Origin of the sequence: Cryobacterium sp. Hz9 (assembly GCF_004402825.1) — a bacterium.
In the GTDB taxonomy this organism is placed as follows: domain Bacteria; phylum Actinomycetota; class Actinomycetes; order Actinomycetales; family Microbacteriaceae; genus Cryobacterium; species Cryobacterium gelidum.
Map to the genome: position 1 here is coordinate 86,435 of NZ_SOFC01000022.1, position 20,520 is coordinate 106,954.

18 protein-coding genes and 1 pseudogene are annotated in these 20,520 nt (G+C 60.9%); 13 read left to right on the forward strand and 6 right to left on the reverse strand.

The window, feature by feature from the left end; translation table 11 throughout:
- Window position 1 precedes the first annotated feature (1 nt).
- The 3 genes from E3N85_RS11425 to E3N85_RS11435 all read right to left on the reverse strand — a co-directional run bounded on the left by E3N85_RS11425 (window position 2) and on the right by E3N85_RS11435 (window position 1,661).
- On the reverse strand, window positions 2–976 hold the full coding sequence (locus E3N85_RS11425; protein ID WP_166783936.1) for a Tad domain-containing protein: 975 nt from the start codon (window positions 974–976) through the stop codon (window positions 2–4).
- Complete coding sequence (locus E3N85_RS11430; RefSeq protein ID WP_134463316.1) at window positions 964–1,353, reverse strand: TadE/TadG family type IV pilus assembly protein; 390 nt, start codon at window positions 1,351–1,353, stop codon at window positions 964–966. Before E3N85_RS11430 ends, E3N85_RS11425 begins: the two co-directional genes overlap by 13 nt.
- A gap of 116 nt (window positions 1,354–1,469) precedes the next feature.
- Complete coding sequence (locus E3N85_RS11435) at window positions 1,470–1,661, reverse strand: Flp family type IVb pilin (RefSeq protein WP_241978460.1); 192 nt, start codon at window positions 1,659–1,661, stop codon at window positions 1,470–1,472.
- A gap of 325 nt (window positions 1,662–1,986) precedes the next feature.
- On the opposite strand from E3N85_RS11435, the gene E3N85_RS11440 reads away from it, so the two are divergent.
- The 9 genes and pseudogenes from E3N85_RS11440 to E3N85_RS16850 all read left to right on the forward strand — a co-directional run.
- Window positions 1,987–3,069 carry a hypothetical protein gene (locus E3N85_RS11440; RefSeq protein ID WP_134463318.1) on the forward strand — a complete coding sequence of 361 codons (1,083 nt, stop codon included), beginning with the start codon at window positions 1,987–1,989 and terminating at the stop codon, window positions 3,067–3,069.
- Window positions 3,070–3,153: 84 nt separating this feature from the next.
- Window positions 3,154–3,645 carry a DUF6121 family protein gene (locus tag E3N85_RS11445; RefSeq protein ID WP_134463320.1) on the forward strand — a complete coding sequence of 164 codons (492 nt, stop codon included), beginning with the start codon at window positions 3,154–3,156 and terminating at the stop codon, window positions 3,643–3,645.
- A gap of 62 nt (window positions 3,646–3,707) precedes the next feature.
- Window positions 3,708–4,412 (forward strand): spermidine/putrescine ABC transporter substrate-binding protein, encoded by a 705-nt coding sequence (locus E3N85_RS11450; protein WP_134463322.1) that lies wholly within the window; start codon window positions 3,708–3,710, stop codon window positions 4,410–4,412.
- A 355-nt stretch (window positions 4,413–4,767) separates the two neighbouring features.
- The gene (rpsL, locus tag E3N85_RS11455; protein ID WP_035834602.1) at window positions 4,768–5,142 is read left to right on the forward strand and encodes a 30S ribosomal protein S12; all 375 of its coding nucleotides are present in this window, start codon (window positions 4,768–4,770) and stop codon (window positions 5,140–5,142) included.
- The gene (gene rpsG / locus E3N85_RS11460; RefSeq protein ID WP_092107221.1) at window positions 5,142–5,612 is read left to right on the forward strand and encodes a 30S ribosomal protein S7; all 471 of its coding nucleotides are present in this window, start codon (window positions 5,142–5,144) and stop codon (window positions 5,610–5,612) included. The genes rpsL and rpsG overlap by 1 nt, the downstream gene beginning before the upstream one ends.
- Before the next feature lie 133 nt (window positions 5,613–5,745).
- Window positions 5,746–7,860 carry an elongation factor G gene (gene fusA, locus E3N85_RS11465; protein WP_134463324.1) on the forward strand — a complete coding sequence of 705 codons (2,115 nt, stop codon included), beginning with the start codon at window positions 5,746–5,748 and terminating at the stop codon, window positions 7,858–7,860.
- A gap of 134 nt (window positions 7,861–7,994) precedes the next feature.
- Entirely contained in the window at window positions 7,995–9,188 is a 1,194-nt protein-coding gene (gene tuf / locus E3N85_RS11470) for an elongation factor Tu (protein WP_104127849.1), read from the forward strand.
- 156 nt (window positions 9,189–9,344) lie between these two features.
- Window positions 9,345–9,800, forward strand: a complete 456-nt coding sequence (locus E3N85_RS11475) for a hypothetical protein (RefSeq protein ID WP_134463326.1) — start codon at window positions 9,345–9,347, stop codon at window positions 9,798–9,800.
- 193 nt (window positions 9,801–9,993) lie between these two features.
- Window positions 9,994–10,260 (forward strand): annotated as a pseudogene (locus E3N85_RS16850) (elongation factor Tu); the annotation flags it as partial.
- Here E3N85_RS16850 and E3N85_RS16995 read toward each other — a convergent pair.
- A complete protein-coding gene (locus tag E3N85_RS16995) occupies window positions 10,200–10,652 on the reverse strand; it encodes an OsmC family protein (protein WP_134463328.1) in 453 nt (150 codons plus the stop codon). The pseudogene E3N85_RS16850 and the gene E3N85_RS16995 sit on opposite strands and share 61 nt — an antisense overlap.
- 747 nt (window positions 10,653–11,399) lie before the next feature.
- Between E3N85_RS16995 and E3N85_RS11490 the strand changes: the two genes are divergently transcribed.
- The 4 genes from E3N85_RS11490 to E3N85_RS11505 all read left to right on the forward strand — a co-directional run bounded on the left by E3N85_RS11490 (window position 11,400) and on the right by E3N85_RS11505 (window position 17,785).
- Window positions 11,400–13,550, forward strand: coding sequence for a cellulase family glycosylhydrolase (locus E3N85_RS11490; protein WP_134463330.1), 2,151 nt, complete (start codon window positions 11,400–11,402; stop codon window positions 13,548–13,550).
- A gap of 156 nt (window positions 13,551–13,706) precedes the next feature.
- Window positions 13,707–14,879: an acyltransferase gene (locus E3N85_RS11495; protein ID WP_166783937.1), complete on the forward strand. Its 1,173-nt coding sequence runs from the start codon at window positions 13,707–13,709 to the stop codon at window positions 14,877–14,879.
- A 639-nt stretch (window positions 14,880–15,518) separates the two neighbouring features.
- Complete coding sequence (locus E3N85_RS11500) at window positions 15,519–16,229, forward strand: ATP-binding protein (protein WP_241978461.1); 711 nt, start codon at window positions 15,519–15,521, stop codon at window positions 16,227–16,229.
- A gap of 482 nt (window positions 16,230–16,711) precedes the next feature.
- Window positions 16,712–17,785 carry a glycosyltransferase gene (locus tag E3N85_RS11505; RefSeq protein ID WP_134463334.1) on the forward strand — a complete coding sequence of 358 codons (1,074 nt, stop codon included), beginning with the start codon at window positions 16,712–16,714 and terminating at the stop codon, window positions 17,783–17,785.
- Here the strand turns inward: E3N85_RS11505 and E3N85_RS11510 are convergent.
- Both E3N85_RS11510 and E3N85_RS11515 read right to left on the reverse strand, forming a co-directional pair.
- Entirely contained in the window at window positions 17,754–18,923 is a 1,170-nt protein-coding gene (locus E3N85_RS11510) for a lipopolysaccharide biosynthesis protein (RefSeq protein ID WP_206751244.1), read from the reverse strand. The two genes, E3N85_RS11505 and E3N85_RS11510, sit on opposite strands and share 32 nt — an antisense overlap.
- Window positions 18,924–18,969: 46 nt before the next feature.
- Window positions 18,970–20,508, reverse strand: a complete 1,539-nt coding sequence (locus E3N85_RS11515) for a hypothetical protein (RefSeq protein ID WP_134463338.1) — start codon at window positions 20,506–20,508, stop codon at window positions 18,970–18,972.
- Window positions 20,509–20,520 lie beyond the last annotated feature (12 nt).

Below are 20,520 nucleotides of genomic sequence, written 5' to 3' on the forward strand. Positions count from 1 at the left end.
CCTAGTTGATAAGTCTGACGGCGTCGGCGTTGAGGTTGGGTCCGCCGAGTTCGAAGGCGCTGTCCACGGACACCCAGTCTTGGAAGTATCCCTGGATGAATCGATAGTCGCCGCCAGTGCAGAGACACCCCGGGTAGTTATCGACGTTCACGAGTGGCATGCGGTTTCCGCCGCCGAATTTCCAGCCGGTGACCTTGAAGGAGGCGAAGGCGTAAATGTGGAAGACCCCGTTGGCGCCGGTGCCGGTGGACGAATCGAAAATGGGAATGAGGATCGTTCGACCCTCGAGGTTGGCCAGAGTTTCCTCACAGTCAACAGGCTGGCTGTTACCGGGTCGGCTTGGCACCTCGGCGGCGTCGAGGTCTACCAGTACGTCGCACCGGCCGGGAACCTGGTCGAGCCAGCCGAACCCGCCCGGGATGTCATGGCCATCCCGCCTGCACGGATGGTTTTCATCGTAACGAATCGTGATCTTGACCTCGTTGATGAGGGAGCCGAACAGTAGAAACTCACAGTACGAGAGTGCGAGTGGTAAAACTGCCGGGCCGTCGCCGGGTGGGCCCCACTCTGCGGTAGCGGTGGCGCCCACGGTCGTCGAGTCTATGCCGATGAGCGAGGCGAACGGATGTCGGATGGCATTCGCCCCGGTGTCGGTTCGGGTCGAGTCGGACACCGTGACGGTTCGGTCGATCAGGTTGATGTGCGGCGCGAGAACGTTGGCGGCGCCGTCATTGGCATTCGCATTGGTGTAGCCGGCTGCCAAGCCTGAGGAGTTACTGCAGACGCCGTCAGCGCAGTCCCGGGCGATCGCGAGGGCCGCGGCGTCCGCCCCGTTTTGCAGCTGGGCGCGTTCGGCGTAAAGGGCGCCGACGTCGAGTGCAATGGCCAGGAAGCCGATAAGCGGTACCAGCAGGATGCCTAAGAAGACGGCGCTCGCACCGCGCTCCGAGCGGAGTCGGGAATTTAACCACCGCACAGCATCACCCCTTTGCCGGTCAGTGGCAGGACGGTGCCAAAAAATCCGGTGAGGAGCCGTGCGTTGTAGACGATGGTCACGGTCACGGTCGAGCCGGACGTACAGTTCGACGGGCTGACGCTGATATCGCCGGCGGAGATCCGCGGGTTGACCGACGGTGCCGCCGCGATAACGGCGGACTTCGCGTTCGCCGAATTGTTTTTGATGGCCATGAACCTGGCACCCTCGCGGGCCGCGTTGGTCAGGGAGATTTGGTTGTTGAAGAGCAGGCTGAACTCGATGAGACCCATGACCAGGACGAGAAGCACGGGGAGGATGAGTGCGAACTCCACCGCTGCCGCGCCGCGTTCGCCTGGTTTGATGCGCTGATGAAGCATGTCTGTGCCCCTTCGGGTGGGCGGTAGTTGTGTGTGACGGCGACTTCGAACGGGAAGCCGCCGCCACTACACGAGCGTGCGGGTGACCGAGCATCGGCCGAATATGGCGAGGGAACTTAGGGAGCGACGCGAATTCTGCCCGCGACGCCGGCGAACATGGTGTTGAGGTTCGTGCCGATCAGAGTGACGGTGACGATGATGGCGACGGCAATCAGGGAGACCATCAGGCCGTACTCCACGGCGGTGGCGCCTTCTTCCTCGCTGCGCATGCTGTTGATGAGGGCCTGGATCTTGGTATAGAACTTCACGGGTTTTCCATTCTGTGTGGAGCTGACCTAGGTAGTCGCTCGGTGAACGAAAAGATATGGGGCACCGGTGGCGTATGCATTACCCAATATGGGGGAGGACAGCATGCGGTCGTCGTGCCCATATTTGGGGTGACCTAGTGAGTTCGCGCGCGAATTTCATCGCGCAGTATCCGTTCAAAGGGTCCCGCATTCGCGCCTCGCGCGGGTGACTCTGCCGGCTGTCGACTCGATCGAAAGATGCGCCGCGTGTCGACGTGTCCCGGAATTCAAGCGCACGATTGGTACAGTGGAGGTCAGTCACGGCGAAGGCCACAAGGAGTTCAGCATGAGCGACAACACGCCAACCGACGGCAAGAAGAATCATGAGCCGGATTCTGCAGCAGCGCCCGATCCAACCAGCCGAGAGCCCACGTCCACCGACCAGACCGGTGCCCCCGACCACGCCGCCCCGGAGTCGGGCGCGAACGAGACTGTCGTGCCGGAGCCCGAGCACGAACCCCTCGTCATCGACTACGACGCCATCAATGCCAACCTGAGCGCGGCCGAACGCGGCGACGAGACGCCCGCCTCCGCTCCCGCCCGCCACCTGCCTCTCACGTCTTCGACCGATGCCGATGCCGATGCCGACGCCTCCGCGCCGAGCCTCGCCGACGACTACGCACACACCTCTGCACCCGCCGAAACCGTGCCGGCGAACAGCTCCACCGTCGATCCTGATCACGAAGTTCTAATCGCGCCGGTGGCGTACGTCGCCACAACAACCGCGGCTGCCGCGCCGCCCGTCGATGACGCTCCCGTCAACACAGCGCCGTCGTACACGCCGCAGGCCCAATCGCCCATCTACGTGCAGGCGCCCACCAAGCCCAAGGACCGCGGCAACCGGGGCGGCGGCATCCTGATCGCCCTGCTCGCCACGGTGGTCTTCGCGGTGCTCTACGCCGTCGCAGCGTTCATCATCATCGGTGTGACGAGCGCGACCATCGCCATGACCGTGGCCGGCTTCACCGCCTTCGCCTCGCTGCCGGTGTTCTACATTCCCGTCATCTTCTTCTTCCTCGCCTACAGCGGCCTGATCGCCCTGATCAATCGGGGCGGCTGGTGGGGCTACGTACTCTTCGGATTCGTCGTCGGCGCCGTGGTGTATTTCTCCTATATAGGCGGAGCGCTGCTCGGCCTCGTGATCGACGGCCGGGCCGACGGCCTCAGTCCCACCGAAATGGGCCGCATCGTGCAGTCCCTGTGGCTGAACCCCGGCGCCATTGCCGCCGGCCTCATCGCCCGCGAGGTACCGATCTGGGCCGGAGCCTGGATCGCCCACCGCGGACGCCGCGTCACCGCCCGCAACCTCGAGGCGCGCACCGAATACGAGCGTCTGCTCGCCGAGGGCCCGCAGGTAACACGACCCTAGCGTTCGATTCGCGCGTTCCGGCCCCGGCTGCCCTTTCGGCAGCCGGGGCTTCGCTCGCTTCACCGGTGGGCCTACGCTGGTCCCATGCGGGAATACCGAAAGTACGCGATCACCATGGCGGCCTTCGCGGCCGCCCTCTACGCGGCCTTCATCGTGGCGGCGTTCGGAGTGCTCAGTCTGCTGCTCAATCGTGACGTCATCAACCAAACGGATGCCGGCGCCCTCCTCGGCCCCATCATGGTCACCATCGCGGCCCTCGCGCTGGTCTGGGTCGTTCTCAGCGCGGTTCTGCGCTCGCCCGAACGTCTGACGCACATACCGCCGCTGCCGATTTTCATGGCCGGCGTGGCCGCGTACCTCGGCTATTGCATCTCCGGGGGAGTCCTCTACAGCCTCGGCGCCGGCGAACTCTTTCGCTCGGTCGTCTTCATCGGCGGTGAAATGACGAGCCCGTTCGCAATCGCCATCGCGGTCAGTGGCTGGCTCATCGCCTTTCTGTTCTTTGCCGTGCTCCTGGCCAAACCCGCGGGCTCCGGCGCCCCCGCGTGGCCCTGGGAGAAAAACGACGACAACTAGCCGCGCGCTTGGGCCATTCTTGACATCTCGGAAAGCACGCCGGGCGAGTACCCTTATGCACTATGGATAGGTCCATCGAGACGCGCGTCGACCACGAGGTGGAGAACTGGCTGCGCTGGATCACCCGCTGGCGCCCCGCGACGCATCGCGGGCGGTCCCGACTCTGCCGGCAATGCTTCGGCTCGCCCATCGTCGCTGCCGCCGGGCTCGCCGTCGACGTGCCCCACGTCGTGCAGCACGCGCTGTCGATGCGCATGAGGATTGTGATCGACGCGTCGGTCGACGAATACACCGAGCTCAACCTGCCGTTGCTCGCGCACGAACTCAACCTGAGCGAGCGCCGCGAATCTGCCCGGGCCTACCGGCCCGCCGAGGGCCTCGACCCGGAGTTTCGTGGACTCGACCTCGATCCGCAACCGACAGCGGATGCCCCCTACCTCTTCACCTTCAGCGAGCTCGCCGACCAGCAGCCCGCCGACCTCCAACCCGCCGACCCCCAGCCGACGCCCACACAAGCCAACGACGACGACGAGCAGTCCGCCCTCCTTCCCCCGCTCACCCCGGAAGAGAAGGCGGCGCTCAGCGCCGAGTTGCGCCTCGCCGACACGTTTGCCACCCAGGTCGGCCGTCGAGTCTGCGCCGAGCTCACCCAGCAGCGGCCCCGCCTCCTCGCTGCGATCGCCCAGTTCGTCGAGCCCCAGGTGCAGGCCCTGCTCGCCGACCTGGAAAGCACCCTCGATTCCCCGCTCTGGCCGCGTAATCCCTAGCCGAGCCGCCGCATCCGCTGCCCGGGCCAGGCACGCACAACCCAACGCACGAAGCGGCAGCATGCGGGGCGCAACCCATTTGACCGTAGATGCTCCACCGGGCTAGAATTACGCAGTGTGCGCTTTGTCGTGCGCCTGAATTATGCCCTCCCGATGTTCGCATCGAGGTAGCACGAGGTTAGGGCGAAATTCCACACATGCAGGGTTGACTCTTCGAGCTAACCCCCACGGCATACCCACCAAAACACGCGCGAGCAATCGTGTGGGTTCAAGCGGGTCCAGATGAACTCGATCGCGAGGTCGAATGCTAACCATCACAAAGCTGTCACCGTGCAGCAATAACAAGGAGTAATTAGTGCCCACCATTCAGCAGTTGGTCAGAAAGGGCCGTAGCCCCAAGGTCACCAAGACCAAGGCTCCCGCCCTGAAGTCCAACCCGCAGCAGCGCGGCGTTTGCACCCGCGTGTACACGACCACCCCGAAGAAGCCGAACTCGGCTCTGCGCAAGGTCGCCCGCGTCAAGCTCTCCAACGGCACCGAGGTCACCGCCTACATTCCCGGCGAGGGCCACAACCTGCAGGAGCACTCCATGGTGCTCGTGCGCGGAGGCCGTGTTAAGGACCTCCCCGGTGTGCGTTACAAAATCATTCGCGGCGCGCTGGACACCCAGGCCGTCAAGAACCGCAAGCAGGCACGTAGCCGCTACGGCGCAAAGATGGAGAAGAAGTAATGCCTCGTAAAGGACCCGCTCCCAAGCGCCCTGTCATTGCCGACCCGGTTTACGGTGCACCCATCGTCAGCCAGCTCGTCAATAAGATCCTTCTCGATGGCAAAAAGGGCCTCGCCGAGCGCATCGTTTACGATGCCCTCGCCGGTGTCTCCGCCAAGAACGAGCTGGATGCCGTTGTCACGCTGAAGAAGGCACTCGACAACGTCCGTCCGACCCTCGAGGTGCGTTCGCGCCGCGTCGGTGGTTCCACGTACCAGGTTCCGGTTGAGGTCAAGCCGCACCGCGCCAACACCCTGGCCCTGCGCTGGTTGACCAGCTACGCCAAGGCGCGTCGCGAGAAGACCATGACCGAGCGCCTCACCAACGAGATCCTCGACGCGAGCAACGGCCTCGGCGCCGCTGTCAAGCGTCGTGAAGACACTCACAAGATGGCTGAAGCGAACAAGGCCTTCGCTCACTACCGCTGGTAGTTCGTCTATCGAGCATTCCTGATCATCGGTTCAGGCGCGTGCCGGCTTGCGTCGGCATGCGCCTGCCCGCTGAAAAGGCGGATGCTCACGGCCTTGTTCCGCATTCCCACCCCTACCCTTCCGGAGGACCCCCGTGGCACTTGACGTGCTCACCGACCTGAGTAAGGTCCGCAACATCGGCATCATGGCTCACATTGATGCTGGCAAGACCACCACAACTGAGCGCATCCTGTTCTACACGGGTGTCAACCACAAGATCGGCGAGACCCACGACGGCGCCTCGACGATGGACTGGATGGCGCAGGAGCAGGAACGTGGCATCACGATCACCTCCGCTGCGACGACCTGTTTCTGGGACAACAACCAGATCAACATCATCGACACCCCCGGACACGTGGACTTCACCGTGGAGGTGGAGCGTTCGCTCCGCGTTCTCGACGGTGCCGTTGCCGTGTTCGACGGCAAGGAGGGCGTTGAGCCCCAGTCCGAAACCGTGTGGCGTCAGGCCGACAAATACGACGTGCCCCGCATTTGCTTCGTCAACAAGATGGACAAGCTCGGCGCCGACTTCTACTTCACGGTCGACACCATCATCAAGCGCCTCGGCGCAAAGCCGCTGGTTATCCAGCTGCCGATCGGTGCAGAATCTGACTTCGAGGGTGTCGTTGACCTCGTTCAGATGCGTGCGCTGACCTGGCGTGGCGACTCCAAGGGTGACGTGGAGATGGGCTCGAAGTACGCCATCGAAGAGATCCCTGCCGACCTCGTAGAGAAGGCTGCCGAGTACCGCAAGCTCCTGCTCGAGACCGTCGCCGAAACCGACGACGACCTCATGGAGCGTTACTTCGCCGGCGAAGAGCTGACGGTTGCCGAGATCAAGGGCGCCATCCGCAAGCTCACCATCAACAGCGAGATCTACCCGGTTCTGTGCGGTTCTGCGTTCAAGAACCGCGGCGTTCAGCCAATGCTCGATGCTGTCGTTGACTACCTCCCCACCCCGCTCGACGTGGCCGCCATTGAGGCGCACGACGTTCGCGATGAGGAGAAGGTCATCATGCGTCACCCGGACGCCGAGGAGCCGTTCACGGCTCTCGCATTCAAGGTTGCGGTGCACCCGTTCTTCGGTCGCCTCACCTATGTGCGCGTGTACTCGGGCCGTCTCGACTCTGGAGCCCAGGTCATCAACTCGACCAAGGGCAAGAAGGAGCGCATCGGCAAGATCTTCCAGATGCACGCCAACAAGGAGAACCCGGTCGGTTTCGTCACCGCCGGTCACATCTACGCGGTCATCGGTCTCAAGGACACCACCACGGGCGACACCCTGTGCGACCCGAACGCCCAGGTCGTACTCGAGTCCATGACGTTCCCTGACCCGGTTATCGAGGTCGCTATCGAGCCCAAGACCAAGCAGGACCAGGAAAAGCTGGGCCTTGCCATTCAGAAGCTTGCCGAAGAAGACCCCACCTTCCGTACCGAGCAGAACCAGGAAACTGGCCAGACGGTAATCAAGGGAATGGGTGAACTTCACCTGGACATCCTTGTCGACCGCATGAAGCGTGAATTCAACGTTGAGGCGAACGTCGGCAAGCCCCAGGTGGCGTACCGCGAAACGATCCGCAAGGCCGTTGAGCGTCACGACTACACGCACAAGAAGCAGACCGGTGGATCCGGCCAGTTCGCGAAGATTCAGATCGCGATCGAGCCGATGGAAATCACTGCTGAGAAGTCGTACGAGTTCCTCAACAAGGTCACCGGTGGCCGTATCCCGCGTGAGTACATCCCCTCGGTGGATGCTGGAATTCAGGATGCGCTGCGCGTAGGCGTCCTGGCCGGCTACCCGATGGTGGGCGTTCGAGCCAGCCTGCTTGACGGTGCTGCGCACGACGTTGACTCCTCGGAGATGGCCTTCAAGATTGCCGGCTCGATGGGCTTCAAGGAAGCCGTTCGTAAGGCGAACCCCGTTCTGCTCGAGCCGCTGATGGCGGTCGAAGTTCGCACCCCTGAGGAATACATGGGTGACGTAATCGGAGACCTCAACTCGCGTCGTGGGCAGATCCAGACCATGGAGGATGCGCAGGGCGTGAAGGTAATTCGCGCCCACGTTCCACTGTCGGAGATGTTCGGATACATCGGTGACCTGCGGTCGAAGACCTCAGGCCGTGCGGTGTACTCGATGACGTTCGAGAGCTATGCGGAGGTCCCGAAGGCAGTTGCCGACGAGATCATCAACAAGAACAAGGGCGAATAGTCCTCTATTCTGGCCTTCGGGCCGAATCGCTTCGGCCACCTGGCCCGAGTACCATAAATAGACACATCCAGCGCATACCGGCCGCTCGTAACGGCGGCCGTGCATTTGCAAGCGAGTCCTGAGGAGGACCCACAGTGGCCAAGGCCAAGTTCGAGCGGACAAAGCCGCACGTAAACATCGGAACGATCGGTCACGTTGACCACGGAAAGACCACGCTGACTGCAGCGATCTCCAAGGTTCTTGCCGATAAGTTCCCGTCCAAGATCAACGTTCAGCGCGACTTCGCGTCGATTGACTCGGCTCCGGAAGAACGCCAGCGCGGCATCACGATCAACATTTCGCATGTTGAGTACGAGACCGACAAGCGTCACTATGCGCACGTCGATGCTCCGGGCCACGCTGACTACATCAAGAACATGATCACCGGTGCTGCTCAGATGGACGGCGCAATCCTCGTGGTTGCCGCTACTGACGGCCCGATGGCTCAGACCCGTGAGCACGTTCTTCTCGCCAAGCAGGTCGGCGTTCCGACCCTGCTCGTCGCGCTGAACAAGGCCGACATGGTTGACGACGAAGAGATCATGGAGCTCGTTGAGCTCGAAGTTCGTGAACTACTTTCCAGCCAGGGCTTCGATGGCGACAACGCCCCCGTCGTTCCGGTGTCCGCACTCAAGGCGCTCGAGGGCGACGAGAAGTGGACCGCCAACATCCTGACTCTCATGCAGGCCGTTGACGACTTCATTCCCGACCCGATCCGCGACAAGGACAAGCCGTTCTTGATGCCCATCGAGGACGTCTTCACGATCACCGGTCGTGGCACCGTTGTTACGGGCCGCGCCGAGCGTGGAACCCTCAAGATCAACTCCGAGATCGAGATCGTCGGCATCCGCCCGACGCAGAAGACCACGGTTACCGGTATTGAGATGTTCCACAAGCAGCTCGACGAGGCGTGGGCCGGCGAGAACTGTGGACTTCTTCTTCGTGGCACCAAGCGCGAAGACGTTGAGCGCGGCCAGGTCGTCGTCAAGCCGGGTTCGGTTACGCCGCACACCGACTTCGAGGGCACCGCGTACATCCTCAGCAAGAACGAGGGTGGCCGTCACAACCCGTTCTACGCGAACTACCGCCCGCAGTTCTACTTCCGCACCACGGACGTCACCGGCGTCATCACGCTGCCCGAGGGCACCGAGATGGTCATGCCTGGCGACACCACCGACCTGACTGTCGCGCTGATTCAGCCGATCGCCATGGAAGAGGGCCTCGGCTTCGCTATCCGTGAAGGTGGCCGTACCGTCGGCGCCGGCACGGTGACCAAGATCATCAAGTAGTCTTCTTCTACTTCGATCTCTGAAAGGGGTCGGGCCTTCGGGCTCGGCCCCTTTTTTGTACCCGCGACACCCTGCCGGTTGTCGGCCGCATGCCCAACGGATGCCGTGGCGCGACACCCGCAGACAAGGTGAGAAGGTTTCGGTTAGTGTCGTCGTATGCAGCTATCAAAGCTTGAAATGCGCATCTTGTTGGTGATGGTCGTTGTTATTGTGGGCATTCTCGCCGTGGTGATCGTGCCGCGCCTGGTCGCTCCCGCTCCCGCGGAGCCGGCCACCGTGGCCCGAGTCACGGCCACTCTCACTCCCACTCCCGCGCCGACAGCGCTGCCCACGCCCAGCTCCACACCCACGCAGAAGTCAGAACAGCAGAGTCTGGATGACATCGTCGCCAGCACCGTGAGTGTGTACAGCGTGCTGGTGTGCACCAGCCTGCAGGAGTACTCCGCCCTGTCCATTCCACAAATCGTGGACCGCGTGCTCACGCAATACCCAACGACGGGCCTCTCCGACCAGTCCCGTCAGGTGATGGCGCACCGCGTGCTGACCGAATCTGCCGCCAAGAGCTGCCCCGACCAGAGCCCCCGAGTAGCCGCCGGCATCACCCAGGGTTGATCTGCAAGATTAGGGACTAGCTGCATTCGATCCTGTGGTCGCATGCGGTTAGGTCGGTCGCGGGTGCGTCCAGAGCATACGTTTTGCCCCTGATTATCGTTCGCTCAGTCGTACGTGGCTCGGGCGTCGAGCTTGCCCCCTGCGTGAGGAGGAGGTCGCTACCACGTGCGCGACTTGTGCCCGCGTGCTCAGTTCGGGTTCGGTTACGCCGCACACCGACTTCGAGGGCACGGCGCACATCCTCAGCTAGAACGGGGGTGGCCGTCACAACCCGTTCTACGCGAACTACCGCCCGCAGTTCTACTCCCGCACCACGCACGTCACCGGCGTCATTACGCTGCCCGAGGGTGCCGAGATGGTAATGCCTGGCGACACCACCGACCTGACTGTTTTGTACCCTCAACGCTCACTGCCATCCACGGTCAGGGTGAACTCCACGCTGTCCCTCACGCTGCGGGAAATGGTGCAACTGCTGTCGATGGACTTGCGAATGATCGTCATCAGCTTGTTGCGCTCGGCGACGCTGAGGGCATCGAGGTAGAGGACTATCTCCTCGTCGGCGGCGAAGTAGCGATCTTCTTTCTCATCACTCGTGTCGTGAGCCCAGATCATCTCCGCGAAATTTTCCCCGAGTCGGCGTGCAATCACCCGGTCGGAGCTCATGCCCGCGCAGCCGGCAAGAGCCAGTTTGAATAACGCGCCGGGGGTGAAATGCTCTGGCACCTCGACCGAGCCAATGCGCACAGTGTCGCCGCGCTCGTTCTGCCCGGCGAAAGAACGCGCACCGGTGTGGGACACCGAGACGCTGCCGGGGCCCACACGACCGCCGGGGAATAGTCCTGAGTCAGTCATGTCCCGATCCTGCTCGGGTTTGCGCGAAGGCGCGTCTCTGCCGACCGGGAGACAGCGCCTTCCGGGACACCGACTACGCGTTCACCAGGGTCAGGGTCAGGGTCTGCGACAGGGTCACGGAGCCGTGATACTCTGCGGTTCTGCTTGAGTTGAAATGACTGATCTATGTCCCGGTAACGATCACTGGACAGATGACCGCGCTGGAACATTCAGCGGGAACGTGGCTGCTTTGAATCCAATGCTGCCGTCTTTGGCTCAGCTGGGTCGGTGCCGCCACACCCAGCGTGACGTCAACACCGTGTCTCGACGGTCGAACGGCAAGACCGTTCTGAGTCTGTCCAAAGCGGATCGGGTCCGCTGCACTCGAGCGATCGTCAACTTCCTGAACGAAATCACTGAATTGGGATGGCCCGACGCCTAGCATTCAAGGTACTGTTCAGGTCCGACACCCCTGTCTAGAGCGCTCCCGTCACCGGACCTCGGCGCGCGCATAGGACGGCGCGTTCGTGTTCCAGCTCTTTCTGATCGCTATCGGATGATCAGCGTTAGTGCGGTACTCGGCGTGGTCTGTTGCCGCCAGCGTGAGCGGCCGGCCCAAGCCAGGCGCGAATCAAAGCCAGCCCGCACTTCCCGATCATGAGCGTGGCCTAGGCTATTAGCGCAGGTGCTCAACATGGGGGAGCGATCAGCTGGTGCCTGAAAGCAGGGTATCACCGCCACAACACCTCTGACGGGGAGCACCAGTCAATGAAAAACCTTTCGCCGAACAGCCGCCGACGCATGAAAATACCCGCGCTGAAACGTCGCACCTGGTGGATTAGTGGCGTAGCACTGCTCTTGACCGCCACGCTTTGCTCGCTTTTAGTCGTGCAACAATGGGGCGTCAATGCCGTGCAGTCGACGCCGGCCACGCCAAAGCCGGCACCGACGCGCGTGAGCGTACCTGCGCTCGAGATCGCGACGCCGACATCGGATGCCTTCGATTGGTGGAATGCGGAACTCACCTCGGAGCACGTACGATTCCTTGGCTCCGACGATCTGCATGACGGAACGTCGTCTCTCTCAATAACGAGCGAAATTGTATCTGGTTCGGGGGACGTAGCACGGATACAGCAAGGCATTGGGGCCTCGGTAGGTTCTACTTACACCATCGGGTTTTGGGTCAAGAGCACCGATGCCGCTGAAGGCGCGATAAGGATCAGCCCGAGCGAATACGGTGGAGTTCCAGAAGAAATCCCCGCTGGCACCTATGACTGGACATTCGTCGAGTTCGACTACACCGCCGTCACGCCGAACGTCAACCTTCGTATCTCCGCCGAAGGCCCAACTGGTGGCACCCTCATCGATTCCTTGCAGGTGACGGGGCCAGATGGGGCAGCCATGCCACTGATGAACGGTGGCTTTGAGTCCAACTCCTATGACCTCACCGTAATCAATCCGACGCTCCTCTTCACGGAAGGCGATACCAATCTTCAGGTCGAGACCCGCCGAAGTGAGGCAGGCAGGATGACCTGGTCGGTGACCGACACTGCCGGGACCATGGTCGACGATGGCATGGCCGAATTTTCGGCATCCCGGGCGATTGTGGATCTCCGAGATCTCCCAACAGGAATGTATACCGTGTCGCTGAGCGCGATCGTGGGTGAGCGTACAGTGAAGAGGTCGACAGCACTCGCGGTATTAGACGCTGCACCTATCGAGGCGACGAGCGCCACGTCGCCGTTTGCTGTGTTCCTGCATTACCTCGGCGGTGAGCCACGCCTCAACAACATGGTTGACACGCTCGCGATCGCCGGCATCCGCAATGCACGGGTAGAGATGACCTGGCCAGCTATCGAGGCAGAGCAAGGCATTTACCAGTACACGGACCCTATCGACAGCACTATCCAGCGGTTTGAGGCCAACGGAATCAATCCCTTGATGGTGCCTGTCTATGGAAACTCCAACTACGATGGCGGCTTGACTCCTTATTCCGACGAAGGACTCACCGCGTACGCGAAGTTCAGTGCGGCAGTGGCGGCTCACTACAAAGAGGTCGGCGGGGACTTTGAGGTCTACAACGAATACGACCACATCTTCAACTCCGGGCTCTGCGGCAAGACGCCCGAGTGCTATATGGAGATGCTCTCGGTCACTGCGGATGCAGTTAAAGCGGCGAACCCTGATGCGTTAATAGCCGCGCCAGGCAACGCTGGTATGGGGATGAAGCTCGACTCACTCCAGGAGTTCTTCGATATTGGCGGCCTGAAGTACACAGACGTTGTTAGCGCGCATCCGTATGTTCAACCTGAGGCCCCCGAAATTTTAATCCCAGACATGGACCGCCTCGTGCAGATGATCAAGGACGCCAACGGTGGTGTGTCCAAGCCGATTTGGTTCACTGAAATGGGCTGGTCCGGCGTAGACGGTTGGGTTTCGGAGCAGCAGCAAGCCGACTATTTAGTGCGCACAATGGCACTCGCGTTGGGACATGGCGTGAGCCGGGTCTATTGGTTTGAGGCTGCAAGCTTGAGCTTGGACGCCGTGAGCATTGAGCAAAATTTCGGGCTCTTCAAGGCACCATCAACATTCCTGCCTAACGCGAACGAGCCTCGTCCAGCCGCGGTCGCGCAGGCGGTCATGGCCAGGCAGATCGATGGCCTCACATTCGAGGCAATTGACGCAACACCGGCAGCCGCCTACTCCTACTTGTTCACGGGCACAGCTGCCGACACACGTGTCATGTGGGCACAAGGCGCAGCCCAGCAGGTCGCCATCAGTGCGCAGGAATCCATCACCGTCACTGACCAGTTGGGGGTCGAAAGTGTTCTCGCCCCAAAGGCCGGTAGCGTGACATTGGAGTTGACCGAGTCGCCTGTGTATGTTGTAGGTAAACTAAATGCTATTGCGGCTCGCTGATCTCGCGCTCGGATCACTCCGTGCGCCGGAGCCGCGCTCAGTTGAGAGTTCGGGCTTCGCGACACGCTATCGTCGAATATGACCAGACCCGTCGTTCCTTCCGCCAATGACGAGCCGCGTTCTTCACGCGCGAACGGTCAAGTAGTCAATGGTCGGTTGTCTTCTTTGGATGGGCTGCGCGGGGTGGCTGCACTCGTGGTGGTCGGGTTTCACCTCTCTCAACTCAGCCCGTTCGTAGCGCAGTACACAATTGATAAGGGCCCCGCCCCGGGTGCCTTTACCCCGCTTTGGTGGGCAGTAGCGACTCCGTTGAGGCTCTTTACTGCAGGTGACGAGGCGGTATTCGTCTTCTTTGTATTGAGCGGTCTTGTGCTCACCCTTCCCGTGTTGAGGCAACGGAATTTCGACTGGCTCAGATTCCTCTCAGCGCGCGCGCTGAGATTATTTCTGCCAGTCGCTGCATCTGTGTTGTTAGCCACGGCAATCACTTACATGTGGACACGCTCTCCGGACCCGACCCTGTCCAGCTGGCTGTCCGAGCCGTATAACGCGCTTTCCATTTTGCCGGGTCAGTTGCTGCTCAATATGGACCTCGTTTTCAGCGACATGACGGTAAACGGACCGACTTGGACGATTCGCTGGGAGATGCTCTTCTCGCTCCTTCTGCCAGTTATTTTGGGGCTAGGCATTGCGGTTCGAAGCAGATGGCAGGTCGGCCTTGTGCTCATAGCGTCGGTAATCGTAGTTGGCCTCCAGTTCGGGGTGTCATCTCTCGTCTTTCTGCCAATCTTTGCCATCGGGGTAATCCTCGCGTTGCGTCTTAGGAATATATCTAGCGCCTATTTAGCGTGTCAGATTGCGCGCCCGCGACTGACCAGCGTTTTGGTGGTATTTTCCGTTGCGGCGGCCCTCGCGCTCCTCGCCACCACCGCCGTCATTCGCCCATACGTGGATCCTTCGGGGACGATCGCCATAACCGCTCGAGTGGCAACAATCTTTGGCGCTGCCCTTCTCGTCGCGTTGATTGCGGTAGTGTGGCCCGCCCGCGGTTGCCTATCTCACTCGGTAGCCCTGTGGTTGGGTAAAATCTCTTTCAGCCTGTATCTCGTGCACCAACCAATTCTCGCGACCTTTGGTTTCGCTATAGGCGGGGCGAACTGGCCTTTGGCGGCCGCTCTGGGGTCGGTCGCCTCGATCGGCACGGCATATGTGTTCTGGCGCTTCGTTGAGAACCCGAGCCACCGTCTGGCTCGAACATTCGGCAGTTGGGTTGCTGACAGCACCACCAAGCTCACCGCAAAGTATGGTGGCGGTGCGACTTCACACTAACCATCAAGCGCTTGGCACCACCGTGCCGTCGGTCGCTCCCAATGGGGTACTGCATCGCGGAGCACAGCGACAACCAATCCGTGCTTGCTCCATAACCCTCGACTCGCTACACGATTACTTGATCAGATTCGTCGTCTTACGCTTACTCATGGTGATCCGCGGGGGGTGACGTCGGCACAGACTCATCGCCAACCGCGGCTTCGCGTGACAGGCTGTGGTCCAGGCGGTGCTTCACCGACCCGGCACGCAGCGTTGGGCCGGCAACAATCACGGCGATCGAGCAGATCCTTGACAGCCAGGTCATTGAGGCGCAGCGCTACCTGTCTTGTTAGAACATCCTGGACGGGCTCGGCATCAACAATCGGGAACAATTAGAGGCGGACTGCCAGGACCTCGTGAACCTCAGCGCCCATCCGACCTATTCGACACTGAAACGTCTGATGGCGGCCATCGACAGTGATGTCTAGAAGACCCGGCCGGTGATCTTGGCGACCTAGACGCGCAAACGCGTCCCCACTGTCGTTTTCCGCGACACTATCTCGGACGTTTATGTCCGCGTCGCTTTCTGTTATGCAGGTGACGGGGAGGGAAAGCGATGTTCACCACCAGCATCGAATACGACTAGTTCCGGTCTTGCGCTTGACCCAAGTCGCGGCCCGGCTGGAGGAACTCATCCAGGACAAAGCCAATGACACCCTCACTCCGAGCAGCTGTTCCTCACCGCAGTCGACGACGCAGAGTCACGTCGCATCAGCAAGGTGCAGCCAGGCCGCCTTCCCAATCCCGGGCGCTAAAGTCGCCGAGGTCGACTACCGCGACGGAAGCGGCATCACGCCGGTGAGAAAGCGCCGTTATGCCGCCCATGACTGGCGCTCCGATGCGACGAACCTGCTCGTCATTTCGCCCACCGGAGGCAGGACAACCTACCTCGCCTGCGCGCTGGCCCTCGCCGCCTGCCACAGTGAGCACTCGGTTCTTTACTCTCGGACGGACGACCTGGCAAGGCGGCTCGGTATCGCCCGCGGCAACGGCATTACCCACCAAAAACTGTTGAAGGAGCTCTCCAACATCGACCTGCTCATCATCGACGATTTCCTCACGGTCGGTATCGAAAGCGACGCTGCCAGCGATCTGTTCTCAATCCTCGCGAACCGGAAACACCGGCTCCCCACAATGATTGCCTCGCAGACCGGGCCAGCGCACTGGAATGCTGAGCTGCCCGACGGGATCGCGGCAGACTCGATCTTGAAACGCCTCGCCAATAACGCCCGCATCATCGACCTCGGCCAGATCGACATGCGCCGGCACTGCGACAGCAAAGCCCGCGCCCACGAGCCCTACTGGGAATAGCACCGGAGGTGCCCGGGCACAGAGCCCGGGTCGCTACCGCCCCGTCAGAACTACGCGACCACGTGCCTGGCCTTGCGTTACCATCCAGCGCTACTCGCCACTGCCACGAAACGATCTCACAAAGTGTGACACATGGCCAACGAGCGCAGTTTTCCAGGGCGCGTCGTTTCACATGTAGCCGGTCCCGGGCTCCGAGTCCGATGGTCTCCAGAATCCCGCAGCGTGATGGGGGAAGCATTCCCGCAGACTCTCCCTATGGTGTGGAAAAAAATATGTAAAAACCTAGCCTTTTGCTGCCTCGCTCATTCCGCACGGCAAGGTCCCGGTGACGGCGGGCCGTATTGCGTCGATAGGGTTGACAAAGTGCCCGCGCTTGCGGTGCGCACAACGTGCATCCGATGTGTTTCAACGGATTTCGGATCGCTCATGCGTCCCCGTCCGCCGCACGTCGTTAGCAGCGGACGGAAAAAGAAAGTATCCCATTGAAGATCCTCATTGACGCACTCGGAGCGCCGGCCTCATCGGGAGGAATGCGGCTATATGTCGATGCGGTGATCCGCGGATGGGAAGAGTCGCACCCCAGCGACCGAATTACTCTGCTGGGTGGGAAATGGGTAAAAGACGTCTTCGGCGACCATCCGGGACTAAGAGTGATCGTTTGGCCCAATGACTTTGTTGGCACCCGCATGCTGGGTCAGATTATCGGTTCGGCTTTGATGATGTACGCGACACGGTCCGAGGCAGTGATCTCGCTGAGTTCGCTCGTCACCCCCTTAGTCGCTCAGCGACGTCGGGTGTGCGTCGTGCACGACTGGCGGCATGTCAAGAATCCTTCCGAGTTTGGCCGCGCGCAGTTAGCATATCGAAAACTATGGAAACTCTCGGTTCGTCACGCCGGTGCCGTCGTCGGTATCTCCGCGAAAACGCACACGGAGACTCAGGGGATCGTTCCGGGCGCCCGTGGCGTCGTGGTCGAGAACGGGCGGGACTATGTGCGGTATTGGAATGTGGTCGCGCCCCGTGACGTCGGTGGGCGGCGAATCATTACGACGTTCGGGCATTTCGCGAATAAACGCCCCGAACTTGTACTTGATGCTGTCGCGCTGCTCCCGGACGAGGTCCGTGACTCCATCCAGCTCGTCGTTTTCGGCGCTATCGGGGACTACTGCGATAGTCTGCGGGATCGAGCGATTCATCTGGGTATAGTCGAGGGCTGTCTTTTCCCTGGTTTTGTGGAACAAGCCGACTACGAGCAATTTATCCAACGCTCCAGCGTGGTCGTGCTGGCTTCTAGTGATGAAGGGTTCGGGCTGCCAATCGCCGAAGCGAACTTCTTAGGTATTCCAGCGGTGGTTACCAGTGACAGTGGCCTGGCTCAAATCCATGACCAGGGTCTTGTCGAAGCAGAGCCGACTGCGCAGAGCGTGGCAGAAGCTATCCTTCAGGCCCTGAGCGGCCGTGTGGCGCGCGCCGACGTCACCGGCCTGCAGTCCTGGGCTGACACTGCAAGAGGGCTGAGGAGCGCTACTGTGCGTTCTCTTTCTGGGAGTCGGTGACACTCGCCATCGAGGGCTGAGACGCGATCCGGCGCAAAGCGAAGTATCCACCGATTGCGAACAGAACTTCGACCGTGAGGGTTACCGCTGCCAATCCGGAGGCTCCGGAAAGGAGGGTGAATGTGATGGACAATCCGAGCGATACGATGGCAGCCGCGCCCGTCAGGGCAAGCCGTGTGCGGATCTGACCGCTCCCCATGAGGTATGCGACGAGCGCATAATTCCCCGACTTCGGTGCAAACGATAATGCAACGAGTACGAACACCCAGACGTCGGTGAAGTCGTGCATAAAGAGCGCTTCGATGATGGGCATCGCCGCGATGACGATAACGGCGATTACTAAGCCACCTAAGGTGAATGCAGTCCAATAAGCCCACGGACCCGTCGCTCGCCCTCGAATCCGCGGGATAAGTTGCAGCGACAGCGTTCCCGGAACCAGGTCAAGCGCTTGGATGATGCGGTAGACGATGGTAATGGTCGCCAGTTGATTGAGTGGTAACAGCATCGAGGCTATAAGTAGCGGGGACTGCGAGTAGAAGGCGCTCAAGGCTCCCGTCGTACCGAATTCCAAGATACGACGATAGGTGCGGTGTTCGTCCACGCCCCGCGCAGTCAAGTTGCGGTTGGTCGAGATAAAAGTTACCACTGCGACTATCAAGGAAGGGATGGGAAGCAAAAGAAGGACTGTCAAATTGGACTGCAGAAGCGCGATCGCGAGAATCGGAAGCTTCAGTACGAGCAGCACCACGTCGGGTGCGGCGTAGACGGCGTCTCGCTTGGCGACCATGAGTGGCGCGCGAATGATGCGGCCGGTGCTGTCAAAGGTTTGCGTGACGGCGAAGCCGACCAACAGGATGAGCACAGCTGGGGGAATATCGCCACCAGCAGGGATAGCGATGAACGCGATCGCAAGTACCGAGCCCAGCAGCGCTAGACCTAGGTGGAACGCCACCGCCTTGTGATAAATCGTCCGGCTGATCTGGGCCAGCGGCGTAGACAGCAGAAAGTTTCCGGCCCCGGAGTCTGTCATCATCGCGAATGAACTCAGGAGCCCGAACCCAGCAACCAGGAGGTTCCGGTCGGCGCCTACAGCTACATTCGCCAGAATCAGCAGGATCGCGAGTTGCAGCAGCCTCACGAACCCCGTGCTGATCATCGGCAAAAGAAAGAGAGCGCGCTTAAGCTTACGCATTGCGGACGCTCGACTTTGCCAGGAAAGGTCGGCGTAGTTGCAGCCTCAGGTTGTGCCCAATGTAGACAATCGCAACTATCACCCCCGTTTGGATGACTGTCACGTAGCTGAGCGCGTAGAACTGCGTGAGGCAATCCACCAACGCCGCGTACACAATAAAGGTCAAGACGGCGCTCTCGCGACCGTGTTTGTTCTCGCCTACCAAAAGTGCGGTCTGCCGCGCGATCGATACCGACACAGTGCGAGCGAGGTAACCCGTAATCAAGCCGAACAGCAAGCCAACTCCGGCTGCCCCGGCCCAGCCCAGGTTGACGTATCCCCAGAGTGGACCAGGTAGGCGGAATCCACCGGAGTTAATGGCGGTGACATCAGCGCCGGGGTTGGTTACAGCGAGGCTCCAGACGGATGGGTTCCATTGGAAATTTCCGGGAACGAGTCCGCCCATGAAAGTGAGGCCGTGGGCGAAGACCGGATTTCTTAGCCACGAGTCGAGGAATATGAATTGATCGGCTACATCCGGTGCGCCGGCAGCAACGCTTTCAAGTAGGCCAACAGGGTTTGTCGTTACCCCAGCAGAGAAATTCGCGATGCCGAGGGCGGCGAACACGAAGTAGGAAGCGCTACCCGCAAAGTACACGGCCACGATTCCGAGAAAATAGAGCAGCATGCCACGCGAACGCAGGGCAACCAACACGCCGATGAAAAGTAGGATACCGCTCACGGCTGGCTCGCGCTGGAGAGTGAGGAGAAGCAACGCAACTGCCGTCAGAAAGAGCACAATCCACAGCGGTCGACGACGCCAAATGGCGTACATGGTCAGGAGCGGCAAAAGAACAGTCAGAGCAGAGGTTGTCCCTCGGTAGAGCGGAGCGACGGGAGCATAGCTGGCTGCATAGGCTCCGCGAAAGAACTTGGCAGCGAAAGGGTCCGCCGCCAAGGCGGGCACGAAGCCCATGACGAGGAAGGCAGTCAGGAGGCCGATAACTGATACGAGGGCGACCCAGACAACCCTGCGGGGGATATCATGTCGGACTCTAGTGGACGGGATCAAAACTGCCGTGATCACTCGCGAGTTCCTAGGGTGCGCTGCGATTTGGCTCCCGATGATCGTGCCTAAGACGGAAAATCCAAAGCCAACGACCATGATGGACGTGTAGAGGGTCAAAGACGCTTCGGGAACAGAACGACCGCCGCCCAAGAGTAGAAGCGGAATGATGTACGCGACGATACCGAACGCCAACTGGGTGTGGGCCAGGATATTCCACCGGCTTGGCCAGGCGACGTAGGACACAGCAGAAATGCCCAGAAGGCTGAGGCACAAGAGGGCCGGTCGGAGGTCGGCATCTGCTCCGCCATTTGCTAGCAGCTCGACGAGAAAAAAAATGCCAAGGAGCACAAGGCAGATGAGCACCGTCGCGGCGAGGCGCAGCCATGGCGATTGCAGACGCTGGGCAAGCGTTGATCCGTTATGGAACACGCGTTGCCGTGACGTGCGAGTACCCTCAGACATGAAGCAGGCGACGCGCGGCAATGACGATGCACC

Coding starts and splice junctions, on each gene's coding strand:
- E3N85_RS11430 (WP_134463316.1), bottom strand. CDS start 1,353: ATGCTTCATCAGCGCATCAAACCAGGCGAACGCGGCGCGGCAGCGGTG.
- E3N85_RS11440 (WP_134463318.1), top strand. CDS start 1,987: ATGAGCGACAACACGCCAACCGACGGCAAGAAGAATCATGAGCCGGAT.
- E3N85_RS11445 (WP_134463320.1), top strand. CDS start 3,154: ATGCGGGAATACCGAAAGTACGCGATCACCATGGCGGCCTTCGCGGCC.
- E3N85_RS11450 (WP_134463322.1), top strand. CDS start 3,708: ATGGATAGGTCCATCGAGACGCGCGTCGACCACGAGGTGGAGAACTGG.
- rpsG (WP_092107221.1), top strand. CDS start 5,142: ATGCCTCGTAAAGGACCCGCTCCCAAGCGCCCTGTCATTGCCGACCCG.
- E3N85_RS11475 (WP_134463326.1), top strand. CDS start 9,345: ATGCAGCTATCAAAGCTTGAAATGCGCATCTTGTTGGTGATGGTCGTT.
- E3N85_RS16995 (WP_134463328.1), bottom strand. CDS start 10,652: ATGACTGACTCAGGACTATTCCCCGGCGGTCGTGTGGGCCCCGGCAGC.
- E3N85_RS11490 (WP_134463330.1), top strand. CDS start 11,400: ATGAAAAACCTTTCGCCGAACAGCCGCCGACGCATGAAAATACCCGCG.